The sequence below is a fragment of the Peribacillus frigoritolerans genome, from assembly GCF_004358755.1.
Classification (GTDB): domain Bacteria; phylum Bacillota; class Bacilli; order Bacillales; family Bacillaceae; genus Bacillus_P.
Window position 1 is genome coordinate 1,085,808 of the sequence record NZ_SMZY01000002.1, and the last position, 12,791, is coordinate 1,098,598.

Here is a 12,791-nt window from a genome sequence, read left to right on the forward strand (position 1 = left end):
TTCAGCCGCAAGACAGAAGGTATGAAAGAATAAGAGCCTGCATGCGGAATCACTGTTCAATACGTTTTTCAAAGATTAGCCTCACAGGATAATCAAAGATTAGCATATCACACCATTCACATCTTCTCATCATTGTTGTTCATACCTTCTTGTAGTCTGGCATTTTAGCGGCTGCCAGGTAGAAACGATCAGACCATCTTGACTGAAATTATACAAGAATATAAAAATTTAAATAATAGTAAGAAGTATATAGGAATTGGTTCCACCAGACAATGGATAATGAAAAGTTCGGAATAATCAATTTCTGTTTGATTGGAGTTCCATTATAATTTTCTGAAGATAGGGATTATCCTTATTTTCAACTTTATAAGCAGCATAAATCGTATTATCTACTGTAAGCTTCGAAAACATGACTTTTGTTTTATTCGCTTTTACCGATTCTGCAATCAAATATTCGGGCAGGATGCTGACTCCCATGCCACTTTCAATGGCTTCAAGAATGGTTCTCAAATCCGGGAAAATATAATACGGCTGGATTTCCAGACGCTTGCCGAAGTGCACTCTGAAAAACCTTCTGACAATCGGCAGCTCAAGGCCATAGCTCAGCCATTTTTGCTGATTCATCCACTCCTCTGTATCTTGTACATCTTCTTCACTTGCGGAAAAATGACCAGGAACCGTCAAGACAAATGTTTCATCCTCAATTTTCACATACTCAATCCCTGCCATTTGAACCTTCTGTGTGGTGAGAATCAGGTCGGCGTCATCTTTCTGAAGAGCATTAAGGAGCACACCGGCTACATCAAATACTGCGGACATTCTTATCTCTAAATGGGCAAGCTTTGACAACGCTCCTTTTGTAAAGTATTCGGATGGCGAGCCTATGCGGATTAAAGGAACAGCAGAATCAACACCAGAGGCAAATCGGATATCAAGCGTCATCTTTTCCAGATTTTCAATCAGCGGCACAATTTTCGTATAGAGCTCTTTTCCTTTTTCAGTGGGAATCATTTTACGTGGTGCCCGCACAAATAGCGGTTCTCCTACTTCAGCTTCTAAAGCAGCTAAGTGCTGGCTCATTGCCGGCTGGGTGAGGATGCGTGCTTTGGCAGCTGCTGATACAGAGCGGTGCTGATAGATGCTGATAAAACTGCGGTACCATTCGAAATCAATCATGCGCAAAGAGTCCTTTCTTTTCATCTATAAAAATTTTTATCATTTCCAACTTAATTTATACTTTTACTATATCAGTTCAAACAATAGAACACCGTCCATCAAGAACGGTGCCTTTAGAACAGAATTAAACCGTTTTTCTCAATTTGAATACTTGACGGCTTTCAATAAGATCCGACGTAATTTCCCGATATGTCTGATAATGTGTTGATTGGATGTGCTTCTGCAATGCATCCTCACTTTCCCACGTTTCATAAAAAACAAAGACTTCTTTTTCTTCAAGGGATTCATGAAGGGTATATTCGATGCAGCCTTCTTCAGCGCGGGACGGAGCAAGCACCTTTCCTAATTCAGCTCGCAGGGCATCTTCTTTTCCTTCTTTAGCTTTTAAAATAGCCGTAATTGTAATGGCTGGCATTTGCACATCTCCTTATTATTTGATTTTCGCAACAATTTTCCCTTTTACATGACGCTGTGAAAGCTCATCAAGTGTTTGCGGAACTTCTTCAAGCGAGATGACTCTTTCCAATAACGGAGAGACTTTTTTATCTGCTGCCATAAGAAGAAGCTCGTCGCCCATTTTCGCCAAATCCCGCTCAGAGACTTCATCGTTATGATGGTGAACGGCATTCAGGGCAATTTCATGGAAAGAAATCACCTTGGTAAACGGCTTCACATGCGAATAGTCAGGTGCTCCTGCAATATGGGCAATATGGCCGTTGTAGGCGATCATATCAAGGGAAGCTGTCGCATTGTCTCTGCCGACCGTATCAAGAACAGCATCAACGCCGCGTCCGTTTGTCAGCTCCATTACTTTATTTTTCACATCTTCTTTCGTATAGTCAATCACATGATCGGCTCCAAGTGATCGAACATACTCATGATTACGTTCAGAAGCTGTTGAAATAACTGTTTTGCCCGCTGCTTTTGCGAGCTGAACAGCAAAGCCGCCTACTCCGCCTGCTCCTCCGTGAATCAGGATTGTCTGGATTGCATTCATAGGAAGCTTGCGGAAAAGAGCCTGGTACGCTGTATAGCCAGCTGTAGGAAGGGCAGCCGCTTCTTCAAATGAGATACTGTCAGGAATGCGGGAAATCGTATGAGCAGTTGTCACGCCATATTCTGCATAAGCGCCTTTTTTATTAAAATCCCCGTGATACACAACACGGTCTCCTTTTTTCCATTCCGTTACACCTTCGCCAACCTCATGGATCGTTCCAGCTGCATCAAGTCCCAGAATGTGCGGGAATGACCAGTTGGGGTTTCCATTTGTTCCTGTTTTATAATCGACCGGATTTAATCCTGCCGCATGAATTTCAACGACCACCTCGCCTTTTTTCGGTGACGGTGTTTCCATTTCTTCAATCTTCATTTGCTTCCATTCGTTTTTGGCGTTCAGCAATAATGCTTTCATCTTTTTCATTCTCTCCTTTTATCACTGCTTATTCATAAATAAGCTTCCCGCTATTTTTGAAATGAATCATCTTAAAAGACCTGTAAACCGCAGTTTACAGGCTTCTTCAACTCTATTAATTTAAGCTAATTGCTTAATGACTTCTTTAGCAACACTGATTGTGGACTGAGGGTTTTGTCCAGTAATCAGGCGTCCATCAGCTTGAAGATGGTCTGTCCAATTTGCAGCGCCGACAAAGTCTGCACCAAGCTCGCGCATACGTGTTTCAAGCAGGAATGGCATGAAGCGGTCAAGCGTTGTTTCTCTTTCTTCTTCATCTGTGAACGCAGTCACTGCTTTTCCTGCAACTAATGGAGTGCCATCAGAAAGGTTTACACCCACTAGTCCAGCTGGTCCGTGGCAGACTGCTGCCACAATTTTGTCCGCTTCATATAGATTGCGGATTAATTCTTGAAGCTTCACGTTATCCGGAAGATCGAACATCGTCCCGTGCCCTCCTGGAAGGAAGATGGCATCAAATGCAGATGCATCTTTCATGTCATCAAGCTTCACTGTATTTTCAAGATATTGAGCTGTATCAAGAATTTCCTGTGGTGTTTCTCCTTCTAAACTTCTTGCATCAACTGGCGCTTTGCCGCCAAGCGGGCTTGCAACTGTTACGTCAAAGCCTGCATGTTTAAATTCCGCATAGGCTTCGCCGAATTCTGAAAGCCATAGGCCTGTTGCGTGATCATCGTTCATTTTGTCAGCCGTTGTTACGACCATTAATATATGTTTACTCATTTTTGAATTCCTCCCTGAGTGTTGTGGTTTGTTTTACATTTTTTAGTTTAGACCTGTTTTATCCATAATACAAATTACATATTTTTATTTTATATATAAATTTATTTATAGTTAATCTGCAGAGTATCCCACAACTAGCCATCTCCAATTCCCGGTTAAAACTTGTTAGCCACCATAAAAAAAGAACCAAACCGCATTCGGCATGGTTCTCTCTCCATTCTCACTTCACTTTTACAGTCACTGGAGTAATATCAAGAACAGCGTTAACTACTGAATAATCATCTCTGCCGCCATCTTTATAGCCCCAGAATCCGTCTGTTTCTTCGGTTTTTCTGAATGTAAGTTCGACACCTTTTCCTTGGTCAAAAGCATAGCTCTTTACTTCTTTTTCACCGCTGTTGTCAACAAGGTTATAGGAGAGGAACTTGCTTAGTGTTCCGTGAGCAGTCAGAACGCCTGAGTGCGGTGCTGCTTTGTAATCTCCGTACTCGTAGCCAACCGTACTGACTTTGTGTTCGCTGATGTCGAATTGGTTTGTTTGAAGATCAACGGAGTCACCCGCTGCAATTGTTGAAAGAAGAATGTTCTTATATTCACTCTGTGCTTTCGGATTTGTTTTTACTTTAGATAAATCAATAACTGTCACTCCTGCACGGCCGACTACTTCAATTTTCTTTTCAGCATTGCGGACGACCATGGCTGTATCTTCATCTATTCCATAAGAAAGCTGATTGCTTTCTCCCTTTTCATAAGCTGTCGCAATCAGTCTGCCAAGGCGGGCTTTGTTGTCAAAGTGCTGGTCGATGATGCCGTATTGGAAGAAACCAAGTCCGCGTTCAAGATAGCCTGGTCCGCCTTCTTGTTGCTGCATGCCGTCATATGTGTCAGTAAAGCCTTTAGTAAGAGTATCAAGACTGCCGCCGCCCGCAAGCATAACATCGCTCATAATCGCAGCACCGGCACTTGTTCCGCCTAGAACAGCTCCTTTTTTATAGATGTCCCAGATGGCTGTTAATGCTTTCGATTCAGATTGGTCAATATTAAACAGCGCTTTTGTAATTTTCGTCTGATCGCCGCCTACAAACCAGATGGCATCAAGCTCTTTTATGCTTGCAGCTGCTTCTTCGCTGTTTTTGTTTTTTTCCCACTCTGCTGCATCGTTTTCAGGAGTTTCTTTGTAGTTAGTCGTTGAAATCGGCAGGATCTGAATATTTTCTTCTTTAACTCCGTATTTCACAAGATCTTTTTTAAACGCATTGGATGAGTTCAATGATCCGCTCGCTGCCGGAACAATCCCAAACTTCGCGTCTGTTTTCCCATCAGCAAGGTCAATAAAAGCTTTATTTACGGCTTCGTTTGTTGATCCAAGCGCACCGCCAGCGATTACAAGGTTTCCTTTAATGTCGCCGCGATCGGTTTCTTCAGGAATTTCAAAATTAGAAGGTTTATAGTCTTTGAATGCCTTATCATCTTTTTTGAACTTAATAGAAACCGGTGTAACATCCATTTTTACGTTTGTGATTGAGTAGTCATCTTTTTGGCCATCCTGATAGCCCCAATAACCATTCGTTTCATCTGTTTTACTGAACGTTAAGGCAAAGCCTTTTCCTTTACTGTCATATAAATAGCTTTTTACTGATTCGGTCGACGAGTTATCAATCAGCGAGTAAGAAAGATATGGTTTGAGTCTTCCGTAAGAGGTAAGGACTCCAGTCGCTTCAAGCGGTTTAAACGAATAATACTCGTAGCCTTTTGTTTCAACTTTGGCCGGATTCACCGTAAAAGCTTTGGTCTTCAAGTCAATTTTGTCACCGGGAGATAAGAAGCTGATCGAGACATTATTGACTGGGTGCAGCTTCTTGCTTGCAGGTTTTGCCTTGCTGGCATCTACAACTGTGACACCGCCGCGGCCTGCAATTTCCGCTGTTTCCGTCTTATTGTCAACGATTAAGGCTGTATCTTCATCAATCCCGTATGAATGAAACTTCGCTTTTTGCTTTTCATATTTTACAGCTGCTGCTGCCAGCCGGCCCAGTCTTGCTCTTTCATCGAAGTGCTGATCCACAATGCCGTATTGGAAAAAACCCAGTCCTTTTTCAATGTAAACAGGCGCATATTCTTTGTTCGCAGGTGCTTTATCCGCCTCTGTGAATTCACCTTTTAACCCTCCAAGGCTGTCGCCTCCTGTAATCATGACGTCACTCATGATCGCAGCTCCGGCACTTGTTCCGCCCAGAACAGCCCCATCCCTGTAGATGTCCCAGATCGCATCTAGGGCTTTTGTATTTTTTCCTTTTTCATCAAAAAGAGTGTCCGTAATTTTCAGCTGATCTCCGCCGACGAACCAGACTGCGGAAAGGTCTTCAATCTGATCGATGATCTCTTTTTCGCTTACGTTGTTTTTCCACTTGCTCTCATCAAAATCAGTATCACTGAAATCATGATTTGAGATTGGAAGAATATCTATATCTTCGGCTCTCACCCCGTATTTAACGAGGTCTGCTTTAAACTCTTTGGAAGACTTCAGCTTTCCGCTCGCAGCAGGAATAATCCCGATTCTGGCATTTTCCTTTCCGCCTGCGCGGTTAATAAAAGATTCATAGACTGCTTGATTGCTGCTCCCCAAAGACCCTCCTGCAATAACAAGACTGCCTTTAATTTCTTCCTTGCTGCCTGCTGCAGCAGGCATGCTGAAGCTTGATGCAAGCAGACAGGCTGCTGCAAGCATACTGAATGGTTTCTTCACTCCAATTCCCCCTCCAATATAGATATACTTCTGTTAAATCAGACTGACATCCATTTATACTTCAAAGGTTCCCTTAATGGTTGCGGCGCCTCCTTCAACCATTACTTTTCCCCTTGCCAGAACTGTGTCAATGTCGAGTGTTTCTTGATCAAGCAAGACGAGATCCGCATCATTTCCTGCACGGATTTCCCCTTTTTTCTTCAGCTTTAATATGCGGGCTGGATTCGATGTAATGACTTGAAGAGCTGTCTCGAGAGAAACTCCCTCATCAAGAACAGATGAACGGACCTCTTCAAAAAGAGAAGATACTTTCCCAACTTGAAGCCCTGCAAAATCACCGTCTGAATTAAAATATGGAAGGCTTGCCTGACCATCAGATGAAAACGTAATTTGTGTAACTGGAATACCTCTTTCAAGCATGAGGCGCAAGCCTCTGCTGCACTTTACTTCGCCCTCCTCTAGAAATTGAGGAATGGTGCTTGTAGTCATATCAACATAACCGCCAAGTTCCGCATATTTGATTCCCTCTTCAAACAGCTCTGCGTTTCGGTTAATATGGGTCGGGTGGAAGTGATGGATAGGGATGTCCGTTTTTTCTGCAATTTCAAATAAAAGATCAAGTTTGCGGTCACTATCGCCGACATGAATTTCAAGCACTCCGGCTTTCCCGGTAATCAAACCGCCATTTCTGGCGGCAGCTGCAATTTTGGCCAGCTCTTCAAACGTCGGTTCAGATGAACGGTGATCAGATATCGCAATCTCTCCAACACCGATGATCTTTTCAATAAAAATCAGATCCTCTTCAATTTTACCGGTCAGCGTTTTCACCGGAATCTGGTAAGACCCTGTGTGAAGATAAGATGTGATGCCTTCTTCATCAAGTGCATGTGCTTTTGCAAGCAGACTCTCAATTCTTCTTGTGGTTCCGTCCGTTCCGAGTACACCTATAACGGTAGTAATCCCGGCAGTCGTAGCATCCGTCAAATTCAGCTCAGGGGTGCGTGTTTTAAATCCGCCTTCCCCGCCGCCCCCAATCAGGTGAACATGAGCATCAATAAAACCGGGCACTAAAAGCTTGCCTGTTCCGTCGATTACCAGCACATCAAGTGATGCAGCATCCAAATCAATGCGGTCTTTGATATAGCCGATTTTGTCCGCCGTAAGGAGCACGTCCTTTTTGCCTAAATAATGAGGCGCGTATACTTCTGTATTTTTTATAAGAGTAAGCAATGTTTGACCTCCTGTGTTTATCTATGATGACCAGTCTTTTAAAACGGCCCGTAATTCATCAAGTGAGCAATAACAACTGCTGCAAGTCCGATGAGATATTGAATGAAAACAAGCGGCAGCACCCATTTAGCCCACTTCGTCCAAGGTATACCGGCGATTGCAAGACCTGCCATTAGTGTACCTGCTGTCGGGAAGATGATGTTTCCGATTCCATCTGCAAATGAGAAGGATAGGACAGCTGTTTGACGAGTAATATCAAGCAAATCTGCAAGAGGCGTCATGATTGGCATTGTAAGCATCGCATGCCCGCTTCCTGAAGCAAGGATAAAATGGATAATAGCCTGGAAATTGTACATTCCGATTACACTCCAAAAAGCAGGAATATTCTCAAGCGCGCCTGAAACTCCGTAAAGCATAGGATCAATAATATGACCTTCATTTAAGACAACCAGCGTCGCTCTCGATACCCCGATAATGAGTGCTCCGCCAATTAACAGGGAGGAACCTTCTACGAACGATTTGGCTATTTGATCTGCAGAAAGTCTGCCGATGATTCCGATGACAATCGTTAATACTACAAAAAGAGCAGCAATCTCAGTGATATACCATTGAAACTTTATCACTCCAAATGCAAGAACTACGTAATTCAGCAGAAAGGCGCCTAAAATCAATTTGTGTTTTGTCTCTAATTTTTCATTTGAATTCAACAGGACATCCGCTTCTTCTCTGCTGTATTTTCCGAAAAAGCCCTTTGATGGATCTTTCTTCACTTTCATTGCATGACGGTAAACAAAAATAACCGATACTGCATAAACAATGACGAATAATACAAGTCTATACCCCATGCCGGAGAACATCGGAAGCTCAGCAATCCCCTGTGCAACCCCGACTGTAAATGGGTTCATGACAGCTGTTGTAAAACCTGCCGCAGCCCCAAGAATGACGATCGCCGTACCGGTCAGCACATCAAATCCCAATGCCAGCGCAAGCGGAATCAATAATGGAATATAAGCAAGTGTTTCCTCTGCCATCCCCATAAGAGATCCTCCGATGGCAAAAAACAGCATCATCGCAGGAATCAAAAGTTTTTCACGTGTTGCAAGCCTCTTAGCGAGCGTAGTAATCAACAGGTTAATCGTACCCGTTGCCGTTAACACTCCAAAAAATCCGCCGATGATCAAAACAAAGAAGATAATGTTTGCAGCTTCTACCATCCCGGTATGAAGTGCTTTTACCATTCCAAACGGGCTGACCGGTGTTTGTTCAGCGGATTGAAACGTATCCGGATCAATTTCTGTTCTACCGTCAACCTCTACCCTTGCATAATCTCCTGCAGGCAATACGTAAGTTAATAGTGTTGCAACAACCAATACACCGAGTAAAAGTGCAAATACATTAATCTTGCGTTCTTTCTTTTCCTTCCCCTTTGGTTGATAAGCTGTTTCAGCTTGAGCCATAAGTTCTTCTCCCCTTTTTCACGTTATCTTTAGATGGCAAACAACATCTCCCTAGGAAATGCCTCTCCTCCCGGAAATAGTCATTTGCAAGTATATAATGCAATTTTTGTGCCAACACGAAATGAGAGGGGGCTTTTTTATTTTATATCGGCCTGATCACACCTTGTCCTTTAATAAGTATAGTCCACAAATATAATAGACCCAACTCTAATATTCATCAGATTGCATAAAGTATTATTATCTAAAATTTCTAATAATCATTGGCTTTTTGGTCTAAATTGGTTTATTTTTATGATATTATATAACCAATAGAACCAAAAGGAGTGAGAGAATGAAACCTTCCATTATTCTACTGACAGGCGGTATAAAAACAAAGAAAACGCTTCACATCCAACTAAACCAGCTATTGGGAGATTATCTTTCCATTAAGAGCTATGCTGCTGATGATGGTCTTCCGGCAGATCTTAAGGCAGACATTATTCTCTATTCCTCAGAATCCCTTAAAGAAGAACTCAGTCATTTAAAGAATATAGATGCAAAAATACTAATAACCGGCCAGAGGACTGTTCATCACGAATACTTGGACAAGCTGCTGAACCTTCCGCCGGGTTCAAACGTGCTTGTAGTAAATGACGAATACAACGTCACGATGGAGCTGATTCAGTCCCTTTATCAGCTGGGAATTAACCATGTCCGTTTTATACCATTTAAGAAAAATCACTCTTATCAAGAAAATATAGATGCTGCCGTTTCACCCGGTGAAACCGAGCTTGTCCCTTCATATGTTCCGATAATATTAGATATTGGCGTCCGCCTCTTTGATATGACCACTATCCTGAAAATAGCTGATTACTGCAGCCTGCCTGAGAATGCCACCCTGCAGATTTCTGAAAGATACATCCGCAGTATCATCCTGCTTCAGCAGAAACTGATGCTTGCCGAAAAGCAGACAAAAGAAGTCTATCAGCACATTCAGAATGTAGTAAACACAGTGGACGATGGAATTTTAGCCATGAATGAAAGAAATGAAATTACCGTTTTTAATGAAAAACTTGAAGCGCTTTTTCAAGTTAAATCAGCAGAAATAATGAATTCCCCCATCCAGATTGCCGGTTTTGAGAAAGAAGTTGTGGAATTTATTATGAACGGCTCCGAAGAAAGTCATTTATTCACCATTAACGGGGTGGATGTCGTCGTATACCGCTACTCAATGACAGGAGAACAAACAACTGTTGCTGTTTTTAAAAGTGTGCGCCAAGCCTTTGAAATTGAAAAAGCAGCACAGCGAAAGCTAAGAGAAAAAGGATTTTATGCTAAGTACAGCTTCGATGACATCATTTGTGAAAACTCAAAAATGAAGGAGCTTAAACAAATTGCAAAGAAGCTTGCATTATCTGAGCACCCGATTTTAATTCAGGGAGAATCAGGAACCGGCAAAGAATTATTTGCCCATGCGATCCACCAGCATTCCATGAGAAAGAACGGCCCATTTTTGCCGGTGAATTGCAGTGCCCTGTCAGAAAGCCTGCTTGAAAGCGAACTTTTCGGATATGAGGAGGGAACTTTTACCGGAGCACAGCGCGGCGGCAAGAAGGGATTGTTTGAACTTGCAGATAACGGCACCATTTTTCTTGATGAAATTGGGGATATCAGCCTCTCAATGCAGTCCAGGCTGCTTAGGGTTCTTCAGGAAAAGGAAATTAGAAGAATCGGAGGAACAAAAATTATTCCAATCAACGTAAGGATTATTTCAGCAACAAATAAAAGAATTGAGGAACAAATGAAAACTCAGACATTCAGAAATGATTTGTTTCATCGTTTAAACGTGCTGAATCTTTCCATCCCTTCTTTAAATCAAAGGAAAGAAGATATTCCGCTCCTGATTCACCACTGTATTACGAAGAATGGAAAATGGCTGAAGGTCGATCCTCTTCTAATGGAAAAGCTGACAGCAGCCGAATGGAGCGGAAACATCAGAGAGCTTAAAAATGCAGTGGATTACATGATTACGGTTTGTGAAGGGGCCATCCTGACAATAAAAGATCTCCCTCATTCTTTTTCAGCAACTCTTGGGACAGAACCGCTTCATCAAAACATGCTTGAACAATCAGAACATGACACCATCCTGCAGATTGTAAAAGAATGCAATGATTCAGGAAAAGCTGCAAGCAGGGACTATATTTCAGAAAAAACAAAAGAACGGAGCATTCCGCTGCCATTGTCTCCGCAGCAGGTGAGAAGGCGTTTGGATGACCTTGAGGAAAAAGGAATGATTATGAAACGCAAGGGACGCGGAGGCACAAGGATAACAGAGGACGGCTTAAAGTATTTAGAGAGAATTCTCCGCTAAAAAACCGGACTCTTATCATGCGGGTCCGGTTTTTCATTATTCTCTGTTATTTGCAAAAATCATAATGAATTTCAGCAATTCAAACAGCGAAATTAAAGCAGCGGCTACATACGTCAGTGCGGCGGCTCCGAGCACTTTGTTTACTCCCCGCTCTTCTTCATTGCGGATGATGCCCTCTGCAATCATAAAGTCCTTCGCTCTTCTGCTTGCATTAAATTCAACTGGAAGCGTGACAAGCTGAAAGGCAACTGCTGCAGAAAAGAAGATAATTCCGAGGCCGATCAGATTCAGCGAACCCAGCAAAAATCCTCCAATCAGCAAAAATGGAGCAATGCCGGAAGAAATACTGACAACAGGGAACATTTTATGCCTGAGCGTTAATGCACCATACGCCTCTTTATGCTGAACAGCATGGCCTACTTCATGAGCTGCAACTGAAATAGCCGCAATGGACTGCCCGCCGTAAACAGGTTCAGACAGCCTGACTGTTTTCTTAGTCGGATCATAATGATCTGAAAGTGTTCCTTTAACAGGTTCAACCGGCACATGATGAAGTCCGTGATGATCAAGAATTCTGCGGGCAACCTCCATTCCAGTTAACCCGGAAGAAGCCTGAACTTTTGACCATTTATTAAAATTGCTTTTCACTTTAGCCTGGGCCCAAAGCGCAAGACCAAAGGCTGCAAAGACCAAAATATCCATGGGATGAAAAAACATACAGCGCCTCCTGAAATAGATTCTTACTGTTATATTTCCTCTATCCGCTTCTAATAAACAGAGAAGTGCTAACATGATGTGACCGCAATGTAGTAAAATAATGGTATACTCCAATTGAAACGGAAGTGAATACATGTCTTTAAAACAGGAACAGGATACCCTTCAAGAATTACAAGAAGCTGAAAAGCATTATTCAGAAACAAAATTCTGGGATAAATTAAAGAAATTCGGAAAAAAAGCAGGCTCATCCGTGGTCTATGCCGTATTGCTTTTGTATTTTACGCTGCAGAAACCTGAAGTGCCGAAGAAAACAAAAGCGATCATTATCGGAGCATTGGGCTATTTCATTTTGCCGCTCGATCTAATCCCGGACCTTGCAGCCGGAGTCGGCTACACCGACGATTTGGGTGCACTGGGCCTGGCTCTTCTGCAGGTAGCTATGTATATTGATGACGATATTAAAATTCAGGCGAAGGAAAAGCTGACAGAGTGGTTTGGCAAGTCAGTGGATACTTCTGTTATCGATGCGAAAATTAAATAAAACAACAAAAATGTCTATTCCGCTTGGGATAGACATTTTTTGTTGTATTTTATTGCCTGGGGGCAAACAGCATAACCGAAACTCTCCAACAAGACAGATAACTGCACCCGCCCAATCATAAATATCAGGCGTTTTCCGGTCCACTCCCCATCCACACAGAACGGAAAGAATAATAAATATACCGCCGTAAGCCGCATAGACCCTCCCAAAGGAAGGGAACGTCTGCATAGCTGCAATCATTCCATATATAGCTAAAGAGATTCCGCCAAAAACACCCCAATAAACCGGCTTTCCTTCCCGGAGCCAAAGCCAAATTAAATATCCTCCGCCAATTTCTGCTAGCCCTGCCAGCAGGAATAGGGAAATTGAGTAAATCAACA

Annotated in this window: 10 protein-coding genes, 1 pseudogene and 1 riboswitch; of the genes and pseudogenes, 2 read left to right on the plus strand and 9 right to left on the minus strand. The window is 42.6% G+C overall.

The genetic code is table 11. The features are described 5' to 3' along the window. Positions 1 to 132 precede the first annotated feature (132 nt). Positions 133 to 236: riboswitch (purine riboswitch) on the minus strand. A 61-nt stretch (positions 237 to 297) separates the two neighbouring features. The 7 genes from E2R53_RS12715 to E2R53_RS12745 all read right to left on the minus strand — a co-directional run bounded on the left by E2R53_RS12715 (position 298) and on the right by E2R53_RS12745 (position 8,803). Continuing rightward, entirely contained in the window at positions 298 to 1,176 is an 879-nt protein-coding gene (locus E2R53_RS12715) for a LysR family transcriptional regulator (protein ID WP_133312091.1), read from the minus strand. A 124-nt stretch (positions 1,177 to 1,300) separates the two neighbouring features. Further along, entirely contained in the window at positions 1,301 to 1,591 is a 291-nt protein-coding gene (locus E2R53_RS12720) for a putative quinol monooxygenase (RefSeq protein ID WP_133312092.1), read from the minus strand. A gap of 15 nt (positions 1,592 to 1,606) precedes the next feature. Then, entirely contained in the window at positions 1,607 to 2,587 is a 981-nt protein-coding gene (locus E2R53_RS12725) for a zinc-binding dehydrogenase (RefSeq protein WP_133312284.1), read from the minus strand. Between the two features lie 120 nt (positions 2,588 to 2,707). After that, positions 2,708 to 3,370, minus strand: coding sequence for a type 1 glutamine amidotransferase domain-containing protein (locus E2R53_RS12730; protein WP_133312093.1), 663 nt, complete (start codon positions 3,368 to 3,370; stop codon positions 2,708 to 2,710). A gap of 220 nt (positions 3,371 to 3,590) precedes the next feature. Next, a complete protein-coding gene (locus tag E2R53_RS12735) occupies positions 3,591 to 6,116 on the minus strand; it encodes a cyanophycinase (RefSeq protein WP_286166170.1) in 2,526 nt (841 codons plus the stop codon). Between the two features lie 54 nt (positions 6,117 to 6,170). After that, positions 6,171 to 7,346, minus strand: a complete 1,176-nt coding sequence (gene iadA / locus E2R53_RS12740) for a beta-aspartyl-peptidase (RefSeq protein WP_133312094.1) — start codon at positions 7,344 to 7,346, stop codon at positions 6,171 to 6,173. A gap of 38 nt (positions 7,347 to 7,384) precedes the next feature. After that, entirely contained in the window at positions 7,385 to 8,803 is a 1,419-nt protein-coding gene (locus tag E2R53_RS12745) for a YfcC family protein (RefSeq protein WP_133312095.1), read from the minus strand. Between the two features lie 331 nt (positions 8,804 to 9,134). Between E2R53_RS12745 and E2R53_RS12750 the strand changes: the two genes are divergently transcribed. Beyond that, the gene (locus E2R53_RS12750; protein WP_133312096.1) at positions 9,135 to 11,153 is read left to right on the plus strand and encodes a sigma 54-interacting transcriptional regulator; all 2,019 of its coding nucleotides are present in this window, start codon (positions 9,135 to 9,137) and stop codon (positions 11,151 to 11,153) included. Between the two features lie 36 nt (positions 11,154 to 11,189). Here E2R53_RS12750 and E2R53_RS12755 read toward each other — a convergent pair whose 3' ends face one another. Beyond that, positions 11,190 to 11,870 carry a zinc metallopeptidase gene (locus E2R53_RS12755; protein ID WP_133312097.1) on the minus strand — a complete coding sequence of 227 codons (681 nt, stop codon included), beginning with the start codon at positions 11,868 to 11,870 and terminating at the stop codon, positions 11,190 to 11,192. A gap of 133 nt (positions 11,871 to 12,003) precedes the next feature. On the opposite strand from E2R53_RS12755, the gene E2R53_RS12760 reads away from it, so the two are divergent. Next, complete coding sequence (locus E2R53_RS12760) at positions 12,004 to 12,411, plus strand: YkvA family protein (RefSeq protein ID WP_133312098.1); 408 nt, start codon at positions 12,004 to 12,006, stop codon at positions 12,409 to 12,411. 49 nt (positions 12,412 to 12,460) lie between these two features. Here E2R53_RS12760 and E2R53_RS12765 read toward each other — a convergent pair. Beyond that, positions 12,461 to 12,789: pseudogene (locus tag E2R53_RS12765) on the minus strand (YnfA family protein). Between the last annotated feature and the right edge of the window lie 2 nt (positions 12,790 to 12,791).